General features: G+C 66.9%; 21 protein-coding genes. 20 read left to right on the forward strand and 1 reads right to left on the reverse strand.

Translation table 11 applies throughout. The features are described 5' to 3' along the window. The first annotated feature begins 77 nt into the window (after positions 1–77). Positions 78–1,046: a GDP-L-fucose synthase gene (locus tag KQ305_RS12505; protein ID WP_259725729.1), complete on the forward strand. Its 969-nt coding sequence runs from the start codon at positions 78–80 to the stop codon at positions 1,044–1,046. After that, the gene (gene galE / locus KQ305_RS12510; RefSeq protein WP_259725730.1) at positions 1,043–2,089 is read left to right on the forward strand and encodes a UDP-glucose 4-epimerase GalE; all 1,047 of its coding nucleotides are present in this window, start codon (positions 1,043–1,045) and stop codon (positions 2,087–2,089) included. Before KQ305_RS12505 ends, galE begins: the two co-directional genes overlap by 4 nt. On the opposite strand, the gene KQ305_RS12515 is transcribed toward galE, so the two are convergent. Further along, positions 2,043–3,191, reverse strand: a complete 1,149-nt coding sequence (locus KQ305_RS12515; RefSeq protein ID WP_259725731.1) for a TIGR03790 family protein — start codon at positions 3,189–3,191, stop codon at positions 2,043–2,045. The genes galE and KQ305_RS12515 overlap by 47 nt on opposite strands. A 383-nt stretch (positions 3,192–3,574) precedes the next feature. Between KQ305_RS12515 and KQ305_RS12520 the strand changes: the two genes are divergently transcribed. The 18 genes from KQ305_RS12520 to KQ305_RS12605 all read left to right on the forward strand — a co-directional run bounded on the left by KQ305_RS12520 (position 3,575) and on the right by KQ305_RS12605 (position 26,532). Then, positions 3,575–5,494 carry an ABC transporter ATP-binding protein gene (locus KQ305_RS12520; RefSeq protein ID WP_259725732.1) on the forward strand — a complete coding sequence of 640 codons (1,920 nt, stop codon included), beginning with the start codon at positions 3,575–3,577 and terminating at the stop codon, positions 5,492–5,494. 97 nt (positions 5,495–5,591) lie between these two features. Next, complete coding sequence (locus KQ305_RS12525; protein ID WP_259725733.1) at positions 5,592–6,512, forward strand: glycosyltransferase family 8 protein; 921 nt, start codon at positions 5,592–5,594, stop codon at positions 6,510–6,512. A 5-nt stretch (positions 6,513–6,517) separates the two neighbouring features. Next, complete coding sequence (locus KQ305_RS12530) at positions 6,518–8,068, forward strand: asparagine synthetase B family protein (protein WP_259725734.1); 1,551 nt, start codon at positions 6,518–6,520, stop codon at positions 8,066–8,068. Beyond that, entirely contained in the window at positions 8,065–9,282 is a 1,218-nt protein-coding gene (locus KQ305_RS12535; RefSeq protein ID WP_259725735.1) for a glycosyltransferase, read from the forward strand. The genes KQ305_RS12530 and KQ305_RS12535 overlap by 4 nt, the downstream gene beginning before the upstream one ends. Next, complete coding sequence (locus KQ305_RS12540; RefSeq protein WP_259725736.1) at positions 9,275–10,183, forward strand: glycosyltransferase family 2 protein; 909 nt, start codon at positions 9,275–9,277, stop codon at positions 10,181–10,183. The genes KQ305_RS12535 and KQ305_RS12540 overlap by 8 nt, the downstream gene beginning before the upstream one ends. Continuing rightward, positions 10,180–11,064, forward strand: a complete 885-nt coding sequence (locus KQ305_RS12545; protein ID WP_259725737.1) for a glycosyltransferase — start codon at positions 10,180–10,182, stop codon at positions 11,062–11,064. Before KQ305_RS12540 ends, KQ305_RS12545 begins: the two co-directional genes overlap by 4 nt. A 16-nt stretch (positions 11,065–11,080) precedes the next feature. Next, on the forward strand, positions 11,081–12,202 hold the full coding sequence (locus KQ305_RS12550; protein ID WP_259725738.1) for a hypothetical protein: 1,122 nt from the start codon (positions 11,081–11,083) through the stop codon (positions 12,200–12,202). Positions 12,203–12,224: 22 nt separating this feature from the next. Continuing rightward, positions 12,225–13,109, forward strand: coding sequence for a glycosyltransferase family 2 protein (locus KQ305_RS12555; RefSeq protein WP_259725739.1), 885 nt, complete (start codon positions 12,225–12,227; stop codon positions 13,107–13,109). Then, positions 13,106–14,431, forward strand: coding sequence for a glycosyltransferase family 4 protein (locus tag KQ305_RS12560; RefSeq protein WP_259725740.1), 1,326 nt, complete (start codon positions 13,106–13,108; stop codon positions 14,429–14,431). The genes KQ305_RS12555 and KQ305_RS12560 overlap by 4 nt, the downstream gene beginning before the upstream one ends. Then, a complete protein-coding gene (locus KQ305_RS12565) occupies positions 14,424–16,445 on the forward strand; it encodes a glycosyltransferase (protein WP_259725741.1) in 2,022 nt (673 codons plus the stop codon). Before KQ305_RS12560 ends, KQ305_RS12565 begins: the two co-directional genes overlap by 8 nt. A 4-nt stretch (positions 16,446–16,449) precedes the next feature. After that, entirely contained in the window at positions 16,450–17,385 is a 936-nt protein-coding gene (locus tag KQ305_RS12570) for a glycosyltransferase family 2 protein (RefSeq protein WP_259725742.1), read from the forward strand. Then, positions 17,382–19,445, forward strand: a complete 2,064-nt coding sequence (locus KQ305_RS12575) for a glycosyltransferase (protein WP_259725743.1) — start codon at positions 17,382–17,384, stop codon at positions 19,443–19,445. The genes KQ305_RS12570 and KQ305_RS12575 overlap by 4 nt, the downstream gene beginning before the upstream one ends. Before the next feature lies 1 nt (position 19,446). Next, a complete protein-coding gene (locus tag KQ305_RS12580) occupies positions 19,447–20,748 on the forward strand; it encodes a hypothetical protein (RefSeq protein ID WP_259725744.1) in 1,302 nt (433 codons plus the stop codon). Beyond that, positions 20,745–21,920 carry a glycosyltransferase gene (locus KQ305_RS12585; protein WP_259725745.1) on the forward strand — a complete coding sequence of 392 codons (1,176 nt, stop codon included), beginning with the start codon at positions 20,745–20,747 and terminating at the stop codon, positions 21,918–21,920. The genes KQ305_RS12580 and KQ305_RS12585 overlap by 4 nt, the downstream gene beginning before the upstream one ends. Continuing rightward, complete coding sequence (locus KQ305_RS12590) at positions 21,917–23,374, forward strand: hypothetical protein (protein WP_259725746.1); 1,458 nt, start codon at positions 21,917–21,919, stop codon at positions 23,372–23,374. The genes KQ305_RS12585 and KQ305_RS12590 overlap by 4 nt, the downstream gene beginning before the upstream one ends. After that, entirely contained in the window at positions 23,371–24,174 is an 804-nt protein-coding gene (locus tag KQ305_RS12595) for a glycosyltransferase family 2 protein (RefSeq protein WP_259725747.1), read from the forward strand. Before KQ305_RS12590 ends, KQ305_RS12595 begins: the two co-directional genes overlap by 4 nt. Positions 24,175–24,319: 145 nt before the next feature. After that, entirely contained in the window at positions 24,320–25,354 is a 1,035-nt protein-coding gene (locus KQ305_RS12600) for an SDR family NAD(P)-dependent oxidoreductase (protein ID WP_259725748.1), read from the forward strand. Further along, positions 25,351–26,532, forward strand: a complete 1,182-nt coding sequence (locus KQ305_RS12605) for a glycosyltransferase (protein WP_259725749.1) — start codon at positions 25,351–25,353, stop codon at positions 26,530–26,532. The genes KQ305_RS12600 and KQ305_RS12605 overlap by 4 nt, the downstream gene beginning before the upstream one ends. Position 26,533 lies beyond the last annotated feature (1 nt).

The raw sequence follows: 26,533 nt of genomic DNA on the forward strand, positions 1-26,533 counted from the left end.
GCCGCTATGGTCAGATCCATTGCCCGTTCTCGGCGAAGTGACCCCCCGCATCGGCCTCGGTGCCTGAGGCTTTCCCCATGCTGATTTCACCAAACGATCGGATCTTCATCGCCGGCCATCGCGGCATGGCCGGCTCGGCCATCGCCCGTCGCCTGAAGGCGGAAGGGCACCAGCACCTGCTCACCGTGGGACGCTCGGAACTTGATCTGATGGACGGCCCTGCGGTGGAGGCATGGTTCGCCGATCAGCGGCCCGATGTGGTCGTGCTTGCGGCGGCGAGGGTGGGTGGAATTCTGGCCAACTCCACCTATCCCGCCGATTTCCTGCTCGACAACCTCAAGATCCAGCAGAACGTCATTGAGAGTGCCTGGCGGCAGGGCACCCGTCGCCTGCTGTTCCTGGGCAGCAGCTGCATCTATCCCAAGCTCGCCGACCAGCCGATCCGGGAAGAAGCACTGCTCGGAGGGCCGCTGGAACCCACCAATGAGTGGTATGCGATCGCCAAGATCACCGGCATCCAGCTGTGCCGTGCCCTGCGCAAACAGCATGGCTTCGACGCCATCAGCCTGATGCCCACCAATCTCTATGGGCCAGGAGACAATTACCACCCCACCAAGAGCCATGTGCTGCCGGGTCTGATCCGTCGCTTCCAGGAGGCCCGTGAAACCGGTGCAGAAGAAGTGGTCTGCTGGGGCAGTGGCAGCCCGCTCAGAGAATTTCTGCACGTCGACGATCTGGCCGCTGCAGCCCTGTTCTGCCTGCGGCACTGGCAACCGGGTACCGAAGACATGCAACACATCAATGTGGGGACAGGAACGGACGTGAGCATTCAGGACCTGGCCACGATGGTGGCCGAAGCGGTGGGCTTCCGTGGCCGCATCGCCTGGGACAGCTCCAAACCGGACGGCACGCCGCGCAAACTGCTGGACGTCAGCCGCCTGGCCGCCCTGGGGTGGCGAGCCTCGATACCCCTGCAGGAGGGATTGCGGCGCACCGTGGCGGAGTTCGTCAGTGAGCGGGCCAGTGGCGCCGAGGTGCGGCTGTGAGGATTCTCGTCACCGGCGGAGCCGGCTACATCGGCAGCCACGCCGTCAGGGCCCTGACCCGGGCGGGTCATCAACCCGTGGTGTTGGACAACCTTGTCTACGGCCATGCCGACATCGTCGAGAAGACCCTGAAAGTTCCCCTGGTGCTGGGCCAGGTGGGCGACCGTGAAGTGCTCGAGCCCCTGCTGCGTGGCCGCCACCCCGCCCTCGATGGGACGGCCCTGGAAGGCAAGCCCATCGAGGCTGTGATGCACTTCGCCGCCTACGCCTATGTGGGCGAATCCGTGAGCGATCCTGCCAAGTACTACCGCAACAACCTTGGCGACACCCTCACCCTGCTGGAGGCCTTGGTGGCCACCGAGCGACCGTTGCCGATCGTTTTTTCCTCCACCTGCGCCACCTACGGGATCCCCCAGCAGGTGCCGATCACCGAAGATCATCCCCAGGCTCCGATCAACCCCTACGGACGCACCAAATGGATGGTGGAGCAACTGCTCACAGACTTCGCGGCGGCCTACGGCCTGCCCAGCGTGATCTTCCGCTACTTCAATGCCGCCGGTGCCGATCCCGACGGCGACCTGGGTGAGGACCACGACCCTGAAACCCACCTGATCCCCAGGGTGCTTGACACCATGAGCGGACGGGAACCCTATCTTCAGATCTTCGGAGACGATTACCCCACGCCGGACGGCACCTGCATCCGCGACTACATCCACGTGGCCGACCTGGCCGATGCCCACGTGCTGGGCCTGGAAAGGCTGCTGCGGCTGCGGGAACGGGAGGAAACCGAGCGAAAACCTCTGATCTACAACCTCGGCAATGGCACGGGCTACTCCGTCCAGCAGGTGATCGAAACCGCCAAGGCCGTCACCGGCAGGGGTCTGCTGGCCCACGTGGCCAAACGGCGCGAGGGTGATCCTCCCCAGTTGGTGGCCGGGGCCACGCGGGCCCACCAGGACCTGGGCTGGCGGCCCCGTTACCCGGAACTTGAAACGATCATCGAGCATGCCTGGGCCTGGCACCAGCGCCGTCACCAGGCATGAGTTCCTCGCGCACTGGCCAGGGCCTGGCCAGTGGCTCACCGATGAAGACACCCTGGCCAGGCATGGCCACACTGCGCCAGTAACTCTCGATCAAGGTGTCGCCGCGGCGGTAGTAGGTGAGCAGCAGCCCTGGATCAGAAAATTTGGCCGGGAAGTTGCACGGCTCCACCACCGTGCCGTAACTGCCTGTGGCACCGGCCTCGAGCCAGCGGAGAGCGCTCATTTGCGAACTATCTGTCAGCTGCCCGCCGAAGGAGGTGAGATGGTCAGCGATGGCTCCAGGCCGGTAAAGGTTGGTGCGGATTCCTGCGGGGAAGGCCAGTCCGGTAAAATAGGCCATGACGTCCTGGGCTCCAACCAAAGCATCGGAAGCGACCACCTTGACCCGGAAGCGGGATCCCATGGCCGCCACGATCCGGCCATAGCCTGCAGCTCTTGTATTGCGCCTGGCGTCCCTGGTGCTCAACAGGTAGGCGGTCCCTGGGGGCGCCGTGCCGTCCGAAGCCACGCCCAACTGGATGAGGCGCCTGGCCCTAGCCAGGCTCGTCGCCGCCAGGAGCATGCTGGGCCTGACGCCCAGCTGATCCCAGGGACGGCGCACATCACCGCGGGCAAACAGGGGACTCAGGGCGGTGGTCCGACAACCGCTCGCGCAGAAGCGTGGATCCAGGCCGAAGGTGAAAGCACTGGTGATCGATTGGCAACCGACCCTGTAGGGGGCTGCCCAGGCCAGTGCGTAGACCTGGACATGGCCAGGGGTCTGGCTATCCACCGTGCGCTTGAGGCGGCGGAACACAGCCGGGCTCAGCGCCGCTGTCCTGGGGGGAAAGCGCACCCGGATCACCTGGTCCGGGGGAATCAGGCGGGCGCCCTGGTAAGCCCGACCGATGGTCTCGCTGAGGGGATCGGCGGCATTGATGATGATCGCCAGGTGGCGATGGTCGAGGGGTCCATCGAGTGAAGTCCCGGCGCTGGTGAGCCACGGCCGGCGCGGGAGGGACTGGCTGGCCGTCAGGACCAGAAGCACCAGCAGCGAAAGCAGCGTGGACAGAGGCCGGCGGAAGGGAGACCGCTGCAGGCCAACGCAAAACTCAGTGGCCATGGAGGGGGTGAACGATGGCCGCCAAGACGGCGCAGAGACCATCGCCATGGCGGAATCGATGGGTTCTTCAGGAACTGACGAGAGCGGAGCCACCAAACCAGAATCGAGCCCGACCAGGAGTCCTGCCCGATGGACAAAGGGCCGATCCCACCCCCAAGCTGCCTTAACCCCGATCGTAGGTCCAGACAAGCTTCGTGCAGGCTCCCGGTGACGACCTAGATTTGACTCCAGGACACCTTGCTGATCCTTGGCCATCCTCTGCCCCTGTTGCGATCCCCTGATCAGACGCGCGGCCACTCAAAAGGCGCTGACCTAGTGCATCCACAAGCCAAATTCCATCTTGTTGACCTGAAAGTTTTAGCTCCCTATCTGCCGCGCCGTTGATGCCACTTCTCCACCGCATCGCCAGACGACTTCCGAGCCCCCTTCTCGCTCCCTTCACCGACCAAAGACCAGCAGCACGCCTGATTCGGACCTCGGCAAAAAAATATTGGAAACTGCTGGCGCTCAACTTTTCCACCAGCCTGATCGCGAGCCTCAGCGAAGGCGCCACGCTCGGGATCATCTTTCTTTCAGTGAGCCTCATCAGTGCCCCCGAAAACAGTGATTGGAGCAAGATTTCCGCCCTCGGATCCCTGAGCCGGCTCCCCAGGCTGCAGGACTGGCTCTACAGCGCCCTCAGCTCCAGTGCGGGCCGCGATGGAATCTTCGTGCTTCTCCTGGCCACCGCCGTGGCTCTCCAGGCCATGATGGCTGTCACGAGCTATGTGAACAGCATCAGCACGGCCGTGATGGGAGCCCGAATGGGCACGGAAATCACCGGCAAGTTGAACGACCGGGTTCTTTCGCTGAGTTTCGGCTGTGCAAGCCGGTACAGGGTTGGCGACCTGCTGAACTACGTGGGCTCCGGGGGTGGCACCGTACAGAGGGAGATCTCTCTGGCCAATGGGTTGCTGATGAACAGCCTTCAGCTGGTGATCTATCTTGCCATCCTTGTGGCCATTTCTCCTTGGCTGCTGCTGGTTGCCCTTGCCATGGCCGCCGTCATGCAGACAGTCCAGAAACTTCTGTTGCCGCGTATTCGCAGGAATTCAAGGGAGCAACAGAGCGTTGGTGTGGAGCTCTCCAGCCACCAGAATGAGCAGATTCAGGGCCTCCGCTTGCTGCACAGCACCGGCCAGCTGGAAAGCTCCAGAATCAAGCTCAAAAGATTGCTCAGTGAAAGTAAGCGCCTTTCGATCCGGCAGAGCAAACTTTCCAACCTGGTGCAGCCAATTTCTAACATGCTGCCGATCATTTCCATCGCCGTTATCGCGGCACTCAGTCTGTTGGTGTTCAAGGACCGAAGCAGCGGCGTGCTTCCCAGCCTGGTGACCTTCATCATTGCCCTGCAGAGACTCAACCAGCGAGTCGGCAGCTTGACAGGGCTGGCCACGAGCTATGCGTCCAACAGCGCCAATGTGGAACGGCTCAATGAAATTCTGCGAGATTCAGATAAGGAGTTCATCCGATCTGGAGGCGTGCCTTTCACTGGCCTACGTCAAGGCATCGAGCTGGATAATCTATCGCTGCGTTACAGCCCAGATCTTCCAGAAGCCCTCTCCTCCATCCAGCTCAGCATTGGGCGGGGCCAGACCATTGCGCTGGTCGGCTCAAGCGGCGCCGGGAAGAGTTCCATCGCCGATCTACTTGTGGGTCTCTATGCTCCAACGGATGGGAGGATTCTCATCGACGGCGTAGATATTCGCGATCTCAACCTTGCTAGCTGGCAACAACGGCTTGGAGTTGTGAGCCAGGACACCTTCCTATTCAATGCCAGCATCGCCAGCAATATTGGTTTTGGTGTAGAAGGCGCCACACTCGACGCTATCAAGGACGCCGCTGCCAGAGCCCAAGCCGCCGGCTTCATCACCAACATGCCCGAGGGCTATGACACCAAGATCGGCGAACGGGGTTACCGGCTGAGTGGCGGCCAACGGCAGAGGATCTCGTTGGCAAGGGCCATTCTGCGGAGACCTGAGCTGTTGATCCTCGACGAGGCCACCAGCGCTCTGGACAGCCAAAGTGAACGGTTAGTGCAGCAGGCGATTGAACAGTTTGAACGCCAGCACACCGTGCTGGTGATCGCCCACCGCCTCAGTACGATTGTTAACGCTGACGTCATCTGTGTGATGTCGGAGGGCAGGATCCTGGAACGGGGCCGGCACCACGAGCTTTTGGCACAAGCAGGCCTTTACGCAAACCTATGGAGTGAACAATCCAAGCACCCCCAGCAGACGTCGATGGCGACCACATCCGTCTGATGAGCGCCAGCATCACCACCATCAACCCGCACGATCGAGAGCATCCCATGGCCGATCCCCCCCCGAGGGCGCTCGCCATGACGATGGTTGATTCCTGATGATTATCGCCTGCACGATCGACAACAACTACATACGGCACTGTGCCGTGATGCTGAAGTCGCTTCAACTTTCCAATCCAGCTGAATCGATCACGGTTTACATCCTGCACGGCAGCATAGATACTGGCGAGCGTGCTCGATTGGCGGCCTATCTGGGTGAATTCCTGCCTTCGGTTTCGTTCATTCAGCTGAATGAGGAAATGCTTGCTGGGTTTCCTGTTTTTGGCCACATCACCTTAGCTACCTATTTTAGGCTGCTCTTGCCAGCGGCGCTTCCCCATGCGGTCGAGAGAGTTCTCTATCTGGATTCCGATCTGATCGTGGTGGATTCGCTTCATGCGCTCTGGGAATCGAGTCTTGGGGAGAACAGCATCGGTGCGGTCGAAGAACACAACCAGGAGTTCGACCGCAACCGCCTCGGCCTGGCTGAGGGTTCCCTTGTGTTCAACGCTGGCGCGATGCTGATCGATCTGGGCCGCTGGCGCAGGGAGAACATCCTGACCACGGGTCTGGAATTCGCCCGCACCCATCCCGAGCGCATCAAACACTGGGATCAGGACGTGCTCAATTCCCTGCTTGAAGCACGCTGGCTGCCCCTCGACTGGCGCTTCAACGCCCTACCCCATCTGTGGATGCATTCGGAGTATGCCGATGCCGACACCCCCCTTGGCCGGCAGGCTGAAGCAGCTCGTGCCCGCCCCGCTGTGATTCACTTCGCGGGCTCAGGGGTGGCCAAGCCCTGGCACCATCGCTGCACCCATCCCTGGCGCCAGCGCTATCTGGAGATCCGCCTGCAAACCCCATGGGCGAGCCTGCCCCTGGAGGGAGCCCCCAGCACGTCCCCGGGTGACCGGCTCGGGGCATGGCGCCTCCGAATCAAGAGCGCAGGCAAGCGTCTCCTCGGCAGGCTGAGGCCCTAGGACCCATGACCATCCAGCTCGGCGATCACCGACTCACCTGTATCGGCTACTGCGACAGCACCGAGGCGCACCTGTTGGGGCGCTTCCTGCGCCAGGGAAGCCGCGCTCTGGCGGAGACGGAAGGCGAATACACCCTGGTGATCGAAACTGGCGCAGGGGACGTGACGGTGGTCACCTCACCTGTCGGAGCCACGCACTATTACTACACCGAGCAGAACGGCCGGCTTTTCCATGGCGACCAGGTGGCGGAGATCCTCAGGCGCAGCGGTCTGGAGTGGCGCTGGAACTGGCAGGCCCTCGGCGATCTCTGTCAGCTGGAGAACCTGACCGACAACCAGACGCTCCACCCGGAGGTCCATCGGGTTCCACCAGGGAGCATCCTGCATTTCACCGACGGCCGCCTTTCGCTCAGCTCCGAGTCGGTCCTTGACAGGATCCCTGAGGCCCCCGCTGACCCGGACGCCGCCGTCGAGGCGCTCAATGCCGCCGTGCTTCGGCTGGCTGGGGACAACCCCTACCTGTCCCTTTCGGGCGGGTTCGATTCGAGGGTGATCCTGGCGTCGATGCTGCACCAGGGACTGCGCCCCCATCTGATCACGATGGGACGGGAGGAGGCCACCGATGTGCAGGTGGCCCGCCACATCGCCCGGCGCTTCGATCTGCCCCATCAGCTGATCAACCTGGACCTCGAGGAATTCTTCGCCCACGGGCCCATCATCTCCAGCCTCACCAACGGCACCAAGACCGCCTGCCACTGGCACACCTTCCTCTATCCCCTGAAGGCGGCGATTCCCGCCGATGCCACGTTCTTCGTCGGCACCCTGGGGGAATTCGCCCGTACCTATTACTTCGACCGGGGCTGGCTCGGCCGCATGGCGTCTCTGGCCCCCGAAGCCGCCTTGAGCAAGTTCTGGCGCATGAAAGTGGATCGTCACCTCAGCTTCTCAGCTGAGGAACTGCGTCATCTGGCCCCACCGCTGGCCGCCCAGTTGATGCCGGAGGGTCGCGGCCAGCGCGCCACCAGGCTTTCCGGCTTCTGTCAGGGAGGGTTCCTTGAAGGCCTCACCCGCTATTACTTCGAGCAACGGGTGCCCAACTTCTACGCCAACGGCATCCGCATGTACCGGGCCTCCAGCGCCTGGCGTTCCCCCTTCCACGACCGCCGCTGGATCGAGGCGATCTGGAACCTTCCCGATGGTTGGAAGCTGGGCTCCAACTGGCACCGCCATGCCATTAGCCGCAACTGCCCAGAGCTGCTCTCGTTTCCGGAGGAGAACGGCTTCGACAAGAACCGCATGCTGGCCAAAGCCCCGCCCCTCTACTGGACACCTCCCCTGAGGCGGTCCCGCTATGTGAGTTACGACCTCAGTGCCGACTGGTATCGCGACCCACGCATGCATGCCTTCCTGCTCGAGCACGGTGGGCTGATCGACGACTTGGTGGACCCGGAGCTGCTCAGCCGAATTCTGGACGCCCATCGCAACGGCAGCGACCGGACCCGAACCCTGGCCTTCCTTCTCACCTTGATCTTCTGGAAGCAGGTGATCACCCCATGAGGGTGCTGTTCGTCTCCCACATGGCCACCCGCAGTGGTGCCCCCCTGCTGCTGCTGTGGCTGTTGCGCTGGCTGAAGGAGCACGCCTGCGGGATTGATCCGGCCGTGGTGCTGCTCAGCGATGGGCCCCTGCGGCCCGAGTTCGAAGCCCTGGCGCCCACCGTGGCCTGGAGTCAGCCCCTCTTCCAACCCCTTCTTGAGCGGTTCGCGGCCCGATTGGGCAGGGGGCAAGCCAGCAGTCCAGCCGGCCTGCTGGAGGCGGCGGTGAAACGCCACAAACCCGACCTGATTTACCTGAACACCCTGGTCCTGGGCCAGCACCTGAGGGGCCTCAACGCCGACCCGGCCCGGCCGGCCTGCCTCAGCCACGTCCATGAGCTCGAAACCACGCTCGCGACTATGAGCACCGCGGAGGCCGTGTCCCGCCAGCTGGCCCTTTCCAGCTCGGTGGTGGCCTGCGCCGAAGGGGTGAGGCAGTCCCTGCACCGCCAGCACGGTCTCCCCCTGGATCGATGCTCAGTGATTCCGGAGTTCGTTCCTTTTTCTGCTCAGGGCCATGGTCCGGCGGCCGAGCCCATCGCCCCGTTGGAGGGGGACGCCAGGGATCCACGCCTGGAGCGCCTTGAGACCGCCCTCGAGAACGGCACGTTCGTATTTGGATTCGCCGGCCAGGCGATCGCCCGCAAGGGATTTGACCTCTTCCCCCAGCTGGTGCGGGAATGCGAGCGGGTCTTCGCCGGAACGTCCTTCCTTGCGGTCTGGCTCGGGGCCCCGCCGGCACAGGAGGAGGTGATGGTGGCCCAACGCGATCTGCGTCTGTTGCAGCTGGAACACCGCGCTTTGCTGCTGGCTCCAATGCCCACGGGCATCGGCGTGATCCGGCGCTATGCGGTTCATGGCCTGCTTTCACGGGAGGATCCTTACCCCGTGGTCGCCCTTGAGGCGGCCGTCGCGGCCGTACCCACTGTGTGCTTCCGCGACGGGGGTGGCATCGCTGATTTCGTGGCCGATGGCTGCGGAGTGGCGGTTGACTATCTCGACCTGGAGGCTTTTGCAACCGCCCTGCACCAGCTCAGCGTTGACCCGGGCACCCGTCGGCGACTGGGCGAACGCAGCCGGGCCAAGGTGCTGCAGGAGTCCAGCATCGATGGCGTGGCGCCCCAGCTGCTGGCGTGCATGGAACGGGCCGTCGCGGCTGGAGCCCGCCATGGTTGAGGTGCCCCTGCCCAGCTCCCGACCCCTCTACGGCTGGCCCGAGGACGGCGCGATCACCGTGCCTGAACGGTTCAACAGCGATCCGGAACGGCCCCTGTTCTCGATCATCATCCCCACCCTGAACCAGGGCGACTTCATCGAGGACACCCTGCTCTCGATTCTCTGGCAGGGCTACGACAACGTCGAGATCATCGTCGTGGATGGGGGCAGCACCGACCAGACTCCGGCAGTGCTGGAGCGGTACCGACCGTGGATCAGCGTGCTGATCAGCGAGCCCGACAGGGGCCAGTCGGACGCCATCAACAAGGGGTTCCGCCGGGCCACCGGTTCGATCCTTGCCTGGCTCAACTCCGACGACTTCTACCTGCCTGGAGCCTTCCGCACCGTGATGGAGCGTTTCGCCGCCGATCCCACAGGCCGCTGGGTTATCGGCAGCGGCGACATCGTCAGTGCCGACCAGCAGTTTCTGCGCCATGTGCCCGCCCGGGAGGGATCTGAGCAGACCCTGCTGGCCATCGAGGATGACTGCTTCCTGCTGCAGCAGAGCTGCTTCTGGAGTGCCTCCCTCTGGCAAGAGGCCGGCGGGGTCGACGAGGGCCTGAGCCTGCTGATGGACTACGACCTCTGGTGGCGTTTCTCCCGGCGCTGCAGCGGCCTGGTCACCCAGGAGAAACTGGGGGCCATGCGTTACTACGCCACCGTGAAGACCCGGCGCCAGGGGGACCGCTTTCCGGTCGAGCTGGCCACGATCTATGCCCGTTACGGGGCCAGAGAGTCGCTGGACCGCCTGGTGCAGAGGCTTCTGAAGGAAAAATCCGCCCTCGGCGAGCGCTTGCAGGGCCTGGAACGTCAGCTGCCAGTGCGACTGTTGCGGCGGCTGCGGCTTCTCCCCAGACCATGACGGCACCCGAACTCTTCGTCGGCATCACCAGCTGGAACAGCGAGCTGTTCTTGCCCCACTGCCTGGAGGCGCTTCAGGCCACCACCCGGGGGCTCGACACCCAGATCTGCGTGCTGGACAACGGCTCCACCGACCGCTCCGTGGCGATCGCCCACGAGCGGGGCGCCCAGGTGGTGCAGCGCTCCTGCAGCCAGCCTGATGCGCTCAATGCCCTGCTGCGCCGCTCCCGCTCCCCTTACACCCTGCTGCTGCATGCGGATGTGATCCTGCTGTCCCAGCAGTGGTTCAGCCTCTGCCGTTCCCGTATCACCGATGGGGTGGCGCTGGTGTCGCCCCAGGACATCGGCTGCGGGCCGCTCACCCGTCCCTTCGGTGCCGGCATGCCGGAAAGCTCCTTCCTGCTGATGGACACGGAGCGATTCCGCCGCTGCCGGCGCCTCCGCTGGCGACGCAAGGGGCGCTGGCCGCGGCCGCGGTTTGAGGTCGACTTCCACGGCCCCCACATCACCCACCACCTGCCGATGGAGCTGGAGCGGCGCCAGCTCACCTGGGTGCCCATGGACGTCTACGTCTCCAACCGGGCCAGCGAACCGCTGTTCACGCCGGCCTCACCGCCGGCGGTCTGGAGCGACGAGCTGGCCTACCTGCGCTATGGCCTCGGCAACTTCTACGGCCTCGACGGCACGATCACCCACTACCACAACTGGTACGACCGGATCGCCGCCCGAGAGAAGAGCGAAACGGCGCCGGCGCCAGGCCGCAAGGATTTTCCGGTGGAGTTCATCCGCTCCTACACCCACCGGCTGCTGGAGGACTACGCCGCCGGCAGGCTGGAGTTGCCCACCGATCTCAGCACCACCCGCACCCCCCGAGCGCTCTAGCCCCATCCCTTCCTCCATGACCGGTCCCTCGCCACCACGGCCGATCGCCGCCCACTTCCTGCTGGTGCCGGAGCTGCTGCATTCGCCCCCCAACGAGGCGATCATCTCCGCCCTGCTGGAGAACGGCTTTGATGTCCACGTCTATGCCCCCGGGCCCTGTGGCAGCACGGCTCCCTACGGCGAGCGGGTCACCACTCACCAGGTGTCCTATGCGATGCGCTGGCTGCTGGGCCAGGCCTGGCGTCTCCGCTGGCGCCGCTACAGCTGCTTCTCGGGAACGACCGAAGATCCGATCGCCTTGGTGGGCGTGCTGGCCCGTCTGCACCGCCGCCCCTGCTTCGTGCTGGGGGATGAGATCCGCGCCGGCAGCTACCGGGGTCCACGCTCGAAACGCTGGAAGCAGCTCTGCCTGGACGCCTACCGGCGGGCTCGCTTCACGATCGTCAACGACACCCACCGGGTGCCCCTGGTGCGCAACTACGCCGGCCTGCCGCCGGCCCAGCCGGTGCTGGTCTACCCGGGCTGTTTCCGCAACCCGCCGGAGCGGGATCCGCTCTTGCGTCAACGGCTTCGCCAGCGCTGGGGGATCGGGCCCGACGCCCTCACGCTGGCCATCTCCGGGGGATTCAACCTCACCGCCGGCGCCGACTGGCTGCTCGACGCCCTGCACGAGGACCCCTCTCTCTGCGCCGTGATCCAGCCCCTGGGGGTGGATCCCCTGGCCCTCTACCTGCTGCGGCGCCTGAGCCTGGGGGGTCGGCTCCACATCGAGACCGAGCGGCTGTCATGGCAGGAAGCCTGGCAATCGGCCGTCGGCTACGACATCGGCCTGGCCGTGTACACCAATCCGGCTCCCCAGTTCCAGGCCATGGGGGTCAGCTCCAACCGGCTATGCATGTACCTGGCCATGGGGGTGCCGGTGATCTGCAGCCGCCAGGCCAGTTTTCAGTTCGTCGAGGACTTCGGCTGCGGCGTGATGGTGGACGATGGCGCCGGCTTCCTGGCGGCGGCCCACCACCTGGGGGCTGACCTGGAGGCCCGGCGGGAGGACTGCGCCCGCTGCTTCCACGATCACATCCGCCCCCAGGAGCGCTACCGCGCGCTGGTGGAGGCCATCGGCGCCCTCGGGCACCCCTGAGCCAGGAGCCACCATCGACGCCATGAACCGCTCCAGCCTCAACCTGCGCCTCTACCTCGCCGCCCGGGCCGTTCTGCATGGAGGCCGGCGCTGCATTCCGCGGGCCCTGCTGCCGCCACGGCAGCCCCTGGGAGATCGCTTCACGATCGCGATCACCACCTTCGAAACCCGCTACGAGAGCTACTTCCGCCCCCTCTACCGCTCCCTGCGCCGCAGCTTTCCGGAGGTGCCGATCCTGGTGGCCGTCAACGGCCACGGCGATCAGGCCAGCCAGAGCCGCTACCTGGAGCAGATCTGCAGCGAGCTGGCCAGCGGCGAGCCGCCCCATCGCCGCTTCCTGCTGCACGATCGGGTGGTCGGGCTGTGCCAGCTCTGGAACGAACTGCTCCAGGCCAGCCCGACGGCCACCACCCTGGTGCTCAACGACGATCTGAGCATCGACCCCTGGCTGAGGCGCTGGGCGGAGACCATGGCGTGGGAGACGGTGGACCTCACCCTGCTCAACAACACCTGGTCCCACTTCGCCATCGGTCGCCACTGCTGGCAGCGGATCGGCGCCTTCGACCAGACCTTCAGCGGCATCGGCTTCGAGGACATGGACTACACCGCCCGGGCTTCGCTGGCAGGCGTCGAGATCGGAGGGGTGGCCTGCCCCTATCTGCACCATGCGAACGACCAGCCGGACACCACCTCCTTCGATGACCAGTCGGCGCGGGTCTGGGGCAAGTACACCTCCGCCAACCAGGAGAGCTTCTTCCGCAAGTGGGAGAGTTGCGCGGCACCAGAGGGGATCTACATCCGCCAGCTGGGGCACCACGTGCGGCCCATCGCCCCCCTGCCGCCCCTGCCCGTGCCGCCCCTGAACACGGCCGGGGGCGGGGTCGTGTACCTGGATCGAACCCCATGAGGGTGCTGGTGCTCGCCCCCTCCGCCTACCTGCTCGGCGGGGTCCAGGACTGGCTGGCGAACCTGGTGCCGGGGCTGCGGGCCGGCGGGCTCGAGGTGACGGTGGCGGTGCCCGACGGTGACCATCACCGCCATGGCCCCTACGCCCAGGCCTATCCGGCGCTGGCGGCCCAACCGCTCGCCAACCCCAGCGGCAGCGTCGAGGGAAGGATTCGCGCCATCGCCACCCTGCTTGGGACTCTCAATCCCGAGCTCGTACTCGGGGTCAACCTGGTCGACCTCTACCCCGCGGCCCAGCGGGCCCGCCGCCAGGGACGCTTTCATGGACGAGTGGTGATGACCCTGCATGCGCTGCAGGCGGAGTACTTCGACGACCTGCGGCGCCACGGCGCCGGTATCGATGCGGTGATCGCCACCAATCGGCTGGCCTGCCGGCTGGCGAGCGAGCGGGGCGGGATGGACCCTGCCCGGGTGCTCTATGCCCCCTATGGCGTGCCGGTGCCGCCCTGGCAGGCCCCCGGCGGCGATCCAGCCGACACCTTGAAGCTGGCCTGGGTGGGCCGGCTGGAGCAGGCCCAGAAACGGGTGCACGATCTGCCGCCGCTGCTGACGGCTCTCAAGGCCCTGGGCCTTGAGGTGCAGCTCAGCATCGCCGGCGACGGCGAGGAGCGCTCCGCCCTGGAACGATCCCTGGCGCCCTGGATCGCGGCTGGCACGGTGCGCTTGCTCGGCCACGTCAACCAGCACAGGCTGGCGGAGGAGATCTACGGCCATCACCATGGCCTGGTGATCACCTCCGCCTGGGAAACGGGCCCGATCGTGGCCTGGCAGGCCATGGCCAGCGGCATGGCGGTGGTGAGCAGCCGCTATGTGGGCTCAGGCCTGGAGGGGGCCCTGGAGCACGACACCACGGCCCTGCTGTTCCGCTGCGGCGATGTCGCCGCAGCCGCCGCCCAGCTGGCCCGGCTGCGGCAGGGCGCCCTGCTGGAGCGGCTATCCAGGGCCGGCCACGCCCTGGTGGCCGGGCGCTACAGCGAGGGGGCCTCCCTGGCGGCCTGGCGGCGGGCGATCGAGCAGGTGATGGAGCTTTCCCCGCTCTCAGGGATCCCCCCTGAACCGGATCCGGCCCCCGCCGGACGGCTGGATCGCTGGCTGGGCCGACGCCGCGGTGAAGATCTGCGCCAGCTGCTGGGTCAGCGCTTCCGCCATGGCAGCGCCGGCAGCGAGTGGCCCCATTCCGGTGGCGAGGCCGATGGGGCGGTGGAAGCGGACCTGCTGGCGGCGGCAGGCCGGCTCGACCATCCCGGTGCTCCCCATGGCTGAAACGACGGGACCCTCCCGGAAGGAGTGGCTGGGCGTCTGGCTCAAGGAGCGGCTGCGCTACGAGTGGTTGCTGCGCCGCCCCGCGCCAGCCCACCTGGCGATCGCCAACCGCGATGAGCGGTTGGAAGCGGCCCCCGATGGCGGTGGCCAAGCCTGTCTGTGGCGCTTCACCTCCCGCCTGCATGCGCCCCGGCTGCAGCCGGAGCTGGGCAGGCGCCTGCTGCACCGCAGCCTGGCCACCGCGCCGATCCGGCGCCGCGCCGCCCCCGGCTGGGGCGATGGGCCGCCCGAGCTGAGCGTGCTGATCGGCCACCGTGGCAGCGAGCGGCTTCCCCTGCTGCTGGCCACCCTGGACTCCCTCGCCGCCCAGGAGAACGTGCGCCTGGAGTGCCTGGTGATCGAGCAGGACAGCGAGCCCCGCATCGCCAACCGGCTGCCCCCCTGGGTGCGCCACATCCATGGTCCCCTGCCTGACCCGACCGCCCCCTACAACCGCTCCCACACCTTCAACCTGGGCGCCCGCCAGGCCCACGCTCCGGTGCTGCTGCTGCACGACAACGACATGCTTGTGCCGGCCGGCTACGCCCGCCGCCTGCTGGAGAGGATCGCCCGCGGCTATGCGGTGGTGAATCCCAAGCGGTTCGTCTTTTATCTCGATGAGGTCCACAGCGACCGGGTGCTCGCCGGCTCGGAGGAGTACGGGGCAAGGCCCGCCGAAGCGATCGTGCAGAACCTGGAGGCCGGGGGCTCGATGGCGATCACCGCCGAGGCCTATGCCGCGATCGGGGGGATGGACGAGGGCTTCGTCGGCTGGGGCGGCGAAGACAACGAGTTCTGGGACCGCTGCCTCACCCGTCCCACCTGGACCTGGGGCTACGAGCCGATCGTGCACCTCTGGCACCGCGGCCAGCCGCTCAAGCACCAGCGGGACAACCCCAACCTGGAACGGGCCCGCGCCGTGATGGAGCGTCCGGCCATCGAGCGCATCGCCGCCCTGCGGCCTGCGCCGGTGCCCGGCCTGGTCAGCACGATCATCCCGGTGCACAACCGCTCCGCCCTGCTGCGCGAAGCCGTGGCGAGCGTGCTGGAGCAGGACCACCGGCCGATCGAGATCGTCATCGTCGACGACGGCTCCAGCGACGACACCGGTGCCGTGGCCGATGGCCTGGCCGCCGCCCATCCGGCGCTCATCCGGGTGATTCACCAACCCAACGGCGGACCGGGCGCCGCCCGCCAACGGGGCCTCGACCACAGCCGCGGTGAATTCGTGCAGTACCTCGACAGCGACGACCTGCTGCTGCCCGGCAAGTTCAGCGCCCAGGTGGCGGCCCTGAACGGCTCTCCCGAGGCCCGCATCGCCTACGGCCCCAGCCTGGAGGAGGACCATTCCCGGCACCCCATCCAGCGCCGCGGCCCGATGCGGGCCACCGGCACGCCCCTGGAGCGCCTGTTCCCGCTGCTGTTGCTGGAGCGCTGGTGGACCACCAGCTGTCCGCTTTACCGGCGCGAACTGCTCGAGCGCATCGGCCCCTGGCAGCCGTGGATCAACGAGGAGGACTGGGAGTACGACGGCAGGGCCGGCGCGGCAGGGGCAGCGTTGGTGTGGGTGCCAAGCGAGGTGTCGGTGCGGAGGATTCACATGGGCGACGACCACCTCAGCGATCGGGGCCACCTGGACCCCCGCAAGCTGGCGGACCGGGCCAGGGCGCAGGACTCCCTGTTGCGCAGCGCCCTGGCCGCCGGCGTCGACCGCCGCAGTCCCGAGATGGCGCGTTTCTCCCGCTCCGCCTTCCTGCTCAGTCGCCAGTGCGGCGCCGCCGGAGCGGAGCAGGCCTCCCACCGGCTGTTCCAGCTCGCCCGCCGCGCCGGTTCCTGGCAACGGCGCCGAAGGCTGGAATTCCTGGCCTACCGCCTGCTGGCCGCCGTCCTGGGCTGGGGCCGGGCAGCTCGCCTCACCATGGGGGTCCGGACACGGCTGCCGCCAGGATCCCGCCCAGGGGGGAACATGGCCTGAGGTGATGCAGGAGCCTGTGGAGCATGAATCCGGCACGGCGCCGCTGGTGTCGGTGGTGATGGGGGTTCGCAATGGTGGCGACAGCCTCGCCGCCACCCTCGATTCCCTCACCAGCCAGGAGGGGGTGAATCTGGAGATCGTGGTGATCAACGACGGCTCCAGCGACGACACCGCCGCGCTGCTTGCGGCCCGCGCCGCCGCCGAGCCGCGTCTGCAGGTGCTGGAGCGGCAGGGGCGCGGCCTCACCCGCTCCCTGATCGAAGGCTGCCAGGTGGCCCGCGGCCGCTTCATCGCCCGCCAGGACGCCGGCGACGTCTCCCTGCCAGGGCGGCTGCAACGCCAGCTGCGCTGCCTTCAGGAGCATCCCGACGCCAGCCTCTGTTCCACCCACGTGCGCCTGGTGGTGCCCGAGGGAGCCACGGTGCGGGTGAACGCGCCAGAGGCCGGAGAGCTGGCCGACGGCCTCACCGGCCCCGCCATCCACGGCTCCGTGATGATGCGCCGCAGCGCCTACGAGCGGGCCGGAGGCTACCGGCCGATGTTCTACTTCGCCCAGGACATCGATCTCTGGAGCCGCATGGTGGAGGTCGGCAGCCACCTGGTGGTGCCGGAAGTGCTCTACGAAGCGACCCTCTCTCCCGGATCGATCAGCGGCTCGCGGCGCCAGGAGCAGGAGGCCTTCCACGCCCTGATCGTGGCGGCCACCCAGGCCCGCCGCGGCGGCCAGCCGGAGATGCCCGTCCTGGCCGAGGCCGAGGCCCTGAGCAACCGTTGCCGAGGATCCAGGACCCAACCCCGCCGGCAAGCCGATGGGGCGTACTTCATCGGCGCCTGCCTCAGCGCCGAGCGCCCTGACCTGGCCCGCCACTATCTTCGCCAGGCCCTCAGCCTCAACCCCTGGCACCTCAAGGCCCGACTCAAGCTGGCCACCCTGCCATGACCCTCAGCGTCGCGATTCCCACCTATGGCCGCGATCAGGTGCTCATTGATAGCGTCGCGGCCCTTCTGGCCCTGGATCCGCCCCCGTTCGAGCTGCTCGTCGTCGACCAGACGCCCCGCCACGATCCGGACTGCGAAGCCCAGCTGAGCGTCTGGCAGGCGCAGGGAAAGATCCAGTGGCTGCGGCTGCCGACTCCCTCGATCACCGGCGCCATGAACGTGGCCCTGCAGGAGGCCCGCGGCGACAGGGTGCTGTTCCTCGATGACGACATCCTGCCGGACCCGGAGCTGCTCAACGCCCATGCACGGGCCGGAGCTGCCAGCAGCGAGGCCATGCTCGCCGGGAGGGTGCTGCAGCCCTGGCACCAGGGCCAGAGCGATCCGGAAGACGGGCCCTTCCTGTTCAACAGCCTGCGGCCCCGCTCCGTGGAGGAGTTCATGGGGGGCAACGTGGCCATCCCCCGCCAGCTGGCCCTGGAGCTGGGGGGATTCGACCAGAACTTCGTGCGGGTGGCCTATCGCTTCGAAGCCGAATTCGCCCATCGCTGGCGCCAGGCCGGCCACCCGATCGAGTACGTGCCCGGTGCCCTGATCCACCATCTCAGGGCCGAGCGGGGTGGCACCCGCAGCTACGGCAAGCACCTCACCACCGTCAAGCCCGACCATGCCGTGGGGCGGTACTACTTCCAGCTGCGCACCCAGCCCGCGGGCGTGGCTCTGGCGGCCTGCCTGCGCGGCTGGCTGGGGTCGGTGCGCAGCCGTCACCACCTGCGCCACCCCTGGTGGATCCCCCCCACCCTGCTCGCCGAAGGCCGTGGCCTGGTCTGGGCCCTGCGCCTCCAAAAGCGAGGTCCGGCTCTGCTGCCGACGCGCCGGCGCCGGCTGCTGATCGCCGGCAGCCATCCGGTGCAGTACCAGACACCCCTGTTCCAGACCCTCGCCGCCGCCCCCGGTGTGCACTGCGACGTGCTCTATCTCACCCTTCCGGACGCCCGGACCCAGGGCCTGGGATTCGGGGTTGCCTTCGAATGGGACGTGCCGCTGCTGGAGGGCTACAGCTGGCACGAAGCCACCAGTGGCCGGGGCCGCGGCATCACCTCCGGCTACCGGGGCGTCTGGCTGGCCCGCCCCCTCGGGGAGCTGGGGTTCGGTCCCGGCCGGCAACGGCCCGATGCCCTGCTGCTGACCGGCTGGCACTTCCTGGGAATGGTGCAGCTGTTCATCGCCGCCCGGCTGCAGGGCCTGCCGGTGCTGCTGCGCATGGACTCCAATGCCTTCCGGCCCAGATCCTGGCTCCTCAGCCTCACCTATTGGTTCCTGTTCCGGGGGGTCTCGGTCGGCCTTCCCGTCGGCACGGCCAATGCCCGCTGGTACCGCCAGTTCGGTGTCCCCCAGAAGCGGCTGGTGCCCTCCCCCCACTTTGTGGACAACGCCTACTTCAGCGAGCGGGCCGGCGCCCTGCGGCCCCACCGTGAGGAGCTGCGCCAGCGCTGGTCCATCCCCCGGGAGGCCTTCTGCTTTCTGTTCGCCGGCAAACTCCAGCCCAAGAAGCGCCCGTTCGACCTGCTGGAAGCGCTGCGGTTGCTGCTGGTGGACCCCCTGGCCCCGCCGGTGCATCTGCTGCTCGTGGGCACCGGGCCGTTGGAGGAGGCCTGCAGAGCCGTGGCCGCCCAGCACGGCCTGCCGGTGAGTTTCGCCGGCTTCCTGAATCAGTCCGGCATGCCCTCCGCCTACGCGGTGGCCGACAGCCTGGTGTTGCCCTCCGACCACGGCGAAACCTGGGGGCTGGTGGTGAACGAAGCCATGGCCTGCGGGCTGCCGGCGATCGTGAGCGACCAGGTGGGATGCGCCGAGGATCTGGTGCTCGAGGGCCGCACGGGCCTGGTGAGCCCCGTCGGCCAGCCAGCGGCCCTGGCCGTCGCCATGGGGCGAATGGCCGCCGATCCCGCCGCCGCCACCCGCATGGGGGCGACGGCCAAAGAGCTCGTCCAGGCCCATTTCAGCGTGAGGAACGCCGCCGAGGGCATCCTGGCGGGGCTGGCCCTGCTGGAGCAGCGCTGAGATGCCCAGAGCCCTGATCCTCTCCCTGCAACCCCCAGGGGGTGGCGGCGTCCAGGCCCGTCGCTACGCCAAGCTGCTGAGCCATCTGCCGGCGGCAGGCTGGGAGTTCCATGTCGTCGGTCCCGACCCCCGGCTGGATGCCGTCAACCCGGAGCCCTGCCCCGATCAGGACAGGTTCTGTCACTACAGCCGTTGGGTCTCCCGTTCCCAGCGCTGCTCCATCCGCAAGAACCGCCGCCGGGCCGGCTCCCCGCTCCACCTGTGGTTTGGTCTGCGCCAGCTGATCCATCGGGGGCTGGAGACGGTGGGCGGCCACGACCCCCAGACCCACGCCCTCATGGGCCTGAGGACCACGGCCCTGGAGACGGCGGCGGCGATTCGGTTCGATGTGGTGGCCGGGATCTGCCCGGATTTCCGGGTGCTCGAGGAGGCGCGGGCCGTAGCCGGCGAGCTCGGCAAACCCTTCATCGCCATCTACGACGATCCCTGCGGGCACCGGGAGAAGGGCCACTTTCATCCGGCCCACCCCGATCGCCAGCGGGCCGTTCTGGCTGCAGCAGCAGGGGCCGTGTTCGCCTCACCCCTCACCCTTCAGCGCTACCGGGAACAGGCGCTCCTGGGAACAACCCCCGCCAGCTTCCTGCCGGACTGTTTCGAGGTCGGCGAGCCCCCACCAGCAACCGCCTGGACAGGGACTGCGGCCCACCGGGAGCCAACGGCTGCGGCCAGCGCCCCACTGACGCTGTTTCACCCTGGCAACCTGGGACCCTGGCGGCCGATCGAGCCCCTGCTGGAGGCCGTGCGGCGGTGGCACATGGAGGGACTCGGGGACCTGCGAATCCTTCTCTACGGCTATCTCTACGAAGCGGCCAGAACGGCCATCCGCAGCGACCCCAGCCTGCGAAAGACCATCAAGGTTCATGCCGCCGTGAGCAACGAACGCTCGCACCAGCTAGCCGAGGCGGCCGATGCCCTGCTGGTGCTGATCGGGCCACGCCACACGGACAACCTGCCCTCGAAATTCTTTGAATATCTCCCCCACGCCACGCCGGTGCTGGTAGCTGGACCGGCAGGTAACCCGCTCCAGGCCATCCTCGAAGACCTGCACAAGGGCCTCTACTGCGACATCGAGAGCAGCGACGCCATTTTCAACGCCCTGATGACCTTGCAGGGCCAGGCCGGAAAGTACCGGGAACGCCATCGCCACCACCTGGACGCCATCGGCACCTACGCCGCCCCCCAGGTGGCGAAGGCCTGGGGAGAGGCCTTCGCTCGCTTCCTGGCCGTGCGCCCTTTGGCATGAGGGTCCTGCATGTCATCCCCTCCATCAGCCCGCTACGGGGAGGCCCCAGCCGGGCCGTGATCGACATGGTGGCGGCCCTGCGCCTGCAGGACGTGGACGCCGCCATCCTCACCACCAATGACCATGGCCCGGGGCTGCATCCGGACCTGGTCACCGGACGCTGGCAGTGGCACCAGGGGGTGCCGGTGCTGGCCTTTCCCCGCTGGAGTCCGCCCGTCGCCGCCCTGCGGGAGTTCGCCTTCAGCCCCGGGCTCAACTGCTGGCTGGCCAGGAATCTGAAGCAGTACCAGCTGCTCCACATCCATGCCCTGTTCTCTTACCCCTCCACCAGCGCCATGGCCCAGTCCCGCTGGGCGGGTGTTCCCTACATCCTGCGCAGCATCGGCCAGCTGAGCCCGTGGAGCCTGGCCCAGAGCCGCGGCCGCAAGCGTCTGCTGTTGCGCCTGATCGAACGGAGCAACCTGCAGAGGGCGGCCGCCCTGCACTTCACCACCACGGCCGAGCGGGACGAAACCGCCGCCCTCGCCCTGGCCCCACCGAGCCTGGTGCTGCCCTTGGGGGTGCACGGCCCCGACCCGACCCAGTCGCCTGAAGCCCCGAACGCTTCGGGGCCGGTCCGTTTCCTGTTTCTGTCCCGGCTGCATCCAAAGAAGCAGTTGGAGAAGCTGCTGGAAGCCCTGGCCCTGCTGCAGCGACGCCGACCCGAAGCGACCTGGGAACTGGCTATCGCCGGTGATGGTGAGCCGGCTTACGTCATGGCCCTGCAGGAGCTGGCCAGGGGGCTGGGCCTTGAGGCGCGCTGCCGCTGGCTGGGGTTCGTGGAAGGTGACGCCAAGTGGCAGCTCCTCAAGGCGGCCGACTGGTACGTCCTGCCATCGGCAGCTGAGAATTTCGGTATTGCAGCGGTCGAGGCTCTCGCCGCAGGTACCCCCGTGATCCTGTCCCCCGAGGTGGCCGTGGCCGCCGATGTGGCCCGCGCCGGGGCCGGCCTGATCAGTGCCAGCGACCCAGAAGCTCTGGCGCAGACCCTGGCCTCTGCTCTGGAGCGTCCATCCCTGGCAATGCGAGCGTCCGCCCTTAACCTGGCGAGGATGGATTTTTCCTGGAGCACGATCGCCCTCCAGCTGCGTGATGCCTACCGCCAGGTGCTGACCTCTTCTTCCGGTCGATGACCATCCTGATCCTGATCGTGCTCTTCGGGGCGCTTGCCACTGTTCTCCTCGACGGGGATTGGCAGACCGGCCTGATGGTCACGCTCCTGATCGGCTTCGTGCAGGATCCCCTGCGCAAGATCACAGAGGGCCAACCCGGCTACATGGTCGGCCTCGTGCTGGTCGGCTTCGCGCTTTGCGGCGTGGTGCTCCTGGAACGGGCAGGACGCTTCAACCTGCGGGCGATGTTCTGGACAGTGCCGCAATTCGATGGCTGGGTGACGATCTACTTCACCCTGATCGCTTTGCAGAGCCTCAACAGCTTCGCCCGCTTCTCCGATATCCGGCTGACCGCGATCGGCGCCGCTTTCTATCTGGCTCCGGCCTTCGGCCTCTGGGTCGGCTTCCAGGTGGGATCCAACCTCCCGCTGCTGAAACGCCTGCTGACCCTGTATCTCATCGGCTCAGCCGTGATGGCGATCACGGTCTACCTCAGTTTCCAAGGGGTCGACCATCCCACCCTGAAGGAAGTGGGCGAGGGACTGCTGATCACCTTCCGCTACGGCTTTTCGGCCCAGGGGGCCTCGGGCTTCTGGCGCACCAGTGAAATCGCCTCCTGGCAGCTCTCGGCCGCTGCCTGCATCGCCGCATCGATCGGCATCGCAAGCCAGAAGCCGAGCACCCAGTTCGGGCTGCTGCTGCTGGCGGCAGGCTTTGCCTTCCTCACCCTCCTCACCGGGCGCCGCAAGGCCCAGGTGCTGATCCTGGCGTTCGTGGCCATCTATCTGCTGCTGTTCAGCCGCAGGGCCAGCCCCGCCTCCAAGGAGCGGGCGATCTCCAGCGTGCTCGGGGTGGCCGGGATCTCCTATCCCCTCTATGCCTTCATCCTTTCGGAGAATCTCGGCGAGAACTTCGGGGAGTACACCAACCGCACCCTGACCATCCAAGAGGACCTGGTTGAGCGCTTCGATTCCCAGGGCATCGGCGCCACCCTCAGGGCCATCGAGATCTCCGACGGCATCGGCATGGGGGTGGGGGCAGGTGCCAGCACCGGTGGCCTCATCAGAAATGCCGCCCGCGATGCGATCCGGAGTGTGTCTTTTGTCTCCGAAGGCGGCGGCGGCCGTCTGATCCTGGAACTCGGCATCCCTGGCATGGTGATTCTCGGGGTGATCTTGGTGCTTCTAGCGTTGGTGCTGCTGCGTAACTTCCGACTCCTCAAGCAACTGCCCCAGTCCACCGCTGCCCTGCTGATGGGCCTGATGTCCTTCGCCCTGGCCAACGTCCCAGCGTTCTTCTCGGCGGCCCAGCTCTACGGCGACCCCTTCGTGCTGATTCTGATGAGTCTGTCTCTGGGTTCCTTTCTGGCGATTCCCACCCTGCTCTCCCAGCAGCAGGAACAATGGGCTCTTTGGCAACGGCAACAAGAGCAGCGGCTGATCCTCATGGGGCAAGGCTCCCAACCCCTGGCATGAGCCTGTCCGAGGCTGCCGGTTCGATCCTCACCGCCTTGATTCTGACCTACAACGAAGAGGCCAACATCGCCCGCACCCTGGATCACCTGCAATGGCTGGATTCCATCCTCGTGATCGACAGTGGCAGCAGCGACGCCACCCTCTCAATCCTCGCGGATTATCCTTCTGTGAAGGTGCGCCATCGACCCTTCGACAGCTTTGCTGACCAGTGCAACTTCGGCCTGGACCAGATCGCCACCCCCTGGGTCCTTAGTCTGGATGCGGACTACCTCATCCCGCCGTCCCTGGCCTGCGAAATTCAGACGGTGATCAGAGATCCTGGCAACAAGGAGCTGGCGGGCTTCGCCATCCCGTTCCGCTATTGCATTGCTGGCCGCCCCCTGCGCAGTGGCATGCTGCCGCCCCGGATCAGCCTGTATCGCAGGGGCCTGGGCCGCTACCGCAACGATGGCCATGGGCACCGCATTGATTTGCCGGGCCCCGTCAAACGGCTACGGCAACCGATCTACCACGATGACCGCAAACCCTTGCAGCGCTGGCTGGCCTCCCAGGGCAATTACCTGGCGATCGAAGCGGAAAAACTGCGTACAACCCCCTCCCGCCAGCTTTCTCTGGCGGATCGACTACGAAAGCACACACCCCTGGCTCCCTACGCCGCTTTGTTGTTCTGCCTCCTCTGGAAGGGTGGCGCACTGGAAGGCTGGCGCGGCTGGGTCTACGCCCAGCAACGCATGTATGCCGAGCTCCTGCTGCATCTGATGCTTCTGGAGAGTCACCCCAGCCTGTCGACTCCGCCTTGAGAGGACACACCATGAGGTGGGATCTGGATGTTGGTTTAAGGTCCGCCTTGACCGCTGCAACTTCCCCTCTCCACCCCGCCCATCGCGATCGGAAGTCTCCCTCGCCCGATCTATCCCCGTCGACTCCCCCGCCTCCCACTTTTCGATGCCTTCGATCCTGATCACCGGCGGCGCCGGTTTCATCGGCGTCAATGCCGCCCAGCACTTTGCCTCCCTGGGCTGGGAGGTCGTGGTTCTCGACAACCTGTCCCGTCGGGGCACGGAGGACAACCTCCGCTGGCTGCTCGACCAGCATCCAGAGATCGCCTTCCATCGGGTCGACATCCGTCAGGCGGAGGCCCTCACCGATGTCGTGGCCAATCTTCGTCCAGCGATGTTGCTGCACCTGGCGGCCCAAGTGGCGGTCACCACCTCCTACACCAACCCGCGAGAGGACTTCGAGATCAACGCCCTGGGCACCTTCAACGTCATGGAGGCGGTCAGGCTCCATTCCCCCGAGAGCTTCGTGCTCTACGCCTCCACGAACAAGGTTTACGGCGGCATGGAAACCGTGGCAGTGGAGATGACACCCCATGGCTATCGCTTCCGGGATCTGCCCGCCGGCGTGCCGGAGAGCCAGCCCCTCGACTTCCACTCCCCCTATGGCTGCTCCAAGGGGGTCGCCGATCAGTACACGATCGACTACGCCCGCATCTACGACCTGCACACCTGCGCCTTCCGCCAGTCCTGCATCTACGGCACCCGCCAGTTCGGCATCGAAGACCAGGGCTGGGTGGCCTGGTTCAGCATCGCCGCCCTTCTGGAGCGGCCGATCACTCTCTATGGCGACGGCTGGCAGACCCGGGATGTGCTCGACGTGCGGGACCTGGCCCGGGCCTACGAAGCCGCCTGGCACCACCGCGACACGATCAGCGGCCAGGCCTTCAACATCGGCGGCGGCCCCGTCAACACCCTCTGCCTGCGGGATCTGCTGCGCTTCCTTGAGGAGGAGCTGGCCATCACGCTCAGCCCCCTCAGCGGCCAGTCCCGACCCGGCGACCAGCCCGTGTTCATCTGCGATGTCACCAAGGCCGCCGAGCAGCTGGACTGGTCGCCGCAGATCAGCGTTGATGCGGGCGTGCGCCATCTGATCCGCTGGGTCCGCGACAACCGGGATCTGTTCGGCTGGCTGAAACAATGAAGCGGCGACGGGCCCTGATCAGCACCATCGAGCCGGTGGATGGGGGGGTTCCTGCCATGACCGCCTGCGTCGCCAGGATGCTCATGGAGCTCGACATCGAGCCCGTGTTCGCCTGGTATGCCCCCTGGAGCACCCATCCGACGCTGTCGGTTCCGCTCCATGCCGTCCCCAGCGGCCGGAGGCCCGGCCAGATGCAGCGCCGCGTCTATGGCGACCACGAAGGCCACGGCCTGGGGGCCTGGCTGCCGGAGCTGGAGTTCACCCATTACCTGCCCAGGCGGGCCTGGCGGGAGCTGGTGACCGGCTGCGACCTGCATCTGTCGGTCACCGGCAATCCCCTCTGCGCCATCCCCTATGCCCGCCTGGGGATCCCCTTTCTGGCCTGGGTGGCCACCCCCTGGCAGGACGATCGGGTGGACCGCGTCAAACGCTTTTCCCGGCCGAGGCGGCTGCTCGACCGGAGCCTCAACGGCCCGGTGCTGCGGCGGCTGGAGCGCCAGGTGCTCCAGGCCCCCCGGGGGCGCATCCTGGCGTTGAGCGGCTACACGGCCAAGGCCCTGGCGTCCATCGCCCGCCGCCCCATAGACGGGGTGATGCGCATGCCGGTGAATCCCGCCATCTTTTTTCCGGCGTCCGAACGGCTTGTGCCCTGGCGCATCGGCTTCGCCGGCCGTTATGCCGACCCACGCAAACAGATCACCCTGCTGCTGGAGGCCGTGGCCAAACTCGTGGCGGCAGGGCAACCGGTGCAGCTCGTCCTGGCCGGCGAGCAGGACGTCCATCGCCTCCAGGACCAGCTGGTCGCCATGGGTCTCGAAGGACGGGTGCAGTGCCACCCCTGCCTTGGCCCCAGCGCCCTGGCAACGGTGCTGCAGGGCCTGGATCTGTTCGTGATCCCCTCCCACCAGGAGGGCCTCTGCATTGCGGCCCTCGAGGCGATGGCCTGCGGGGTCCCGGTCGTCAGCACCCGCTGCGGCGGCCCCGAGGACTACGTGATCGAGGCCCGCACGGGCCAGCTGGTGGCCAGCGAGCCCAGCGCCATGGCGGCGGCGATCGCGGCGATCTGCTCCGATCGGGGTCACCGCGACCGCCTTTCCGCCGGGGCGCTGGCCTGGGTGCGGGAGCAGGCCAGCCCGGACGCGGCCCGGCGCACCTTCCTGGCCCACCTGGAGGCCTAGA

The organism is Synechococcus sp. CS-1332, from assembly GCF_025127995.1.
GTDB lineage: Bacteria > Cyanobacteriota > Cyanobacteriia > PCC-6307 > Cyanobiaceae > Cyanobium.

Bases quoted from the DNA above. Each gene is read 5' to 3' on its own strand.
- KQ305_RS12505 (WP_259725729.1), top strand. From the start codon at position 78: ATGCTGATTTCACCAAACGATCGGATCTTCATCGCCGGCCATCGCGGC.
- KQ305_RS12515 (WP_259725731.1), bottom strand. From the start codon at position 3,191: ATGGCCACTGAGTTTTGCGTTGGCCTGCAGCGGTCTCCCTTCCGCCGG.
- KQ305_RS12520 (WP_259725732.1), top strand. From the start codon at position 3,575: ATGCCACTTCTCCACCGCATCGCCAGACGACTTCCGAGCCCCCTTCTC.
- KQ305_RS12525 (WP_259725733.1), top strand. From the start codon at position 5,592: ATGATTATCGCCTGCACGATCGACAACAACTACATACGGCACTGTGCC.
- KQ305_RS12530 (WP_259725734.1), top strand. From the start codon at position 6,518: ATGACCATCCAGCTCGGCGATCACCGACTCACCTGTATCGGCTACTGC.
- KQ305_RS12535 (WP_259725735.1), top strand. From the start codon at position 8,065: ATGAGGGTGCTGTTCGTCTCCCACATGGCCACCCGCAGTGGTGCCCCC.
- KQ305_RS12540 (WP_259725736.1), top strand. From the start codon at position 9,275: ATGGTTGAGGTGCCCCTGCCCAGCTCCCGACCCCTCTACGGCTGGCCC.
- KQ305_RS12545 (WP_259725737.1), top strand. From the start codon at position 10,180: ATGACGGCACCCGAACTCTTCGTCGGCATCACCAGCTGGAACAGCGAG.
- KQ305_RS12550 (WP_259725738.1), top strand. From the start codon at position 11,081: ATGACCGGTCCCTCGCCACCACGGCCGATCGCCGCCCACTTCCTGCTG.
- KQ305_RS12555 (WP_259725739.1), top strand. From the start codon at position 12,225: ATGAACCGCTCCAGCCTCAACCTGCGCCTCTACCTCGCCGCCCGGGCC.
- KQ305_RS12560 (WP_259725740.1), top strand. From the start codon at position 13,106: ATGAGGGTGCTGGTGCTCGCCCCCTCCGCCTACCTGCTCGGCGGGGTC.
- KQ305_RS12565 (WP_259725741.1), top strand. From the start codon at position 14,424: ATGGCTGAAACGACGGGACCCTCCCGGAAGGAGTGGCTGGGCGTCTGG.
- KQ305_RS12570 (WP_259725742.1), top strand. From the start codon at position 16,450: ATGCAGGAGCCTGTGGAGCATGAATCCGGCACGGCGCCGCTGGTGTCG.
- KQ305_RS12575 (WP_259725743.1), top strand. From the start codon at position 17,382: ATGACCCTCAGCGTCGCGATTCCCACCTATGGCCGCGATCAGGTGCTC.
- KQ305_RS12580 (WP_259725744.1), top strand. From the start codon at position 19,447: ATGCCCAGAGCCCTGATCCTCTCCCTGCAACCCCCAGGGGGTGGCGGC.
- KQ305_RS12585 (WP_259725745.1), top strand. From the start codon at position 20,745: ATGAGGGTCCTGCATGTCATCCCCTCCATCAGCCCGCTACGGGGAGGC.
- KQ305_RS12590 (WP_259725746.1), top strand. From the start codon at position 21,917: ATGACCATCCTGATCCTGATCGTGCTCTTCGGGGCGCTTGCCACTGTT.
- KQ305_RS12595 (WP_259725747.1), top strand. From the start codon at position 23,371: ATGAGCCTGTCCGAGGCTGCCGGTTCGATCCTCACCGCCTTGATTCTG.
- KQ305_RS12600 (WP_259725748.1), top strand. From the start codon at position 24,320: ATGCCTTCGATCCTGATCACCGGCGGCGCCGGTTTCATCGGCGTCAAT.
- KQ305_RS12605 (WP_259725749.1), top strand. From the start codon at position 25,351: ATGAAGCGGCGACGGGCCCTGATCAGCACCATCGAGCCGGTGGATGGG.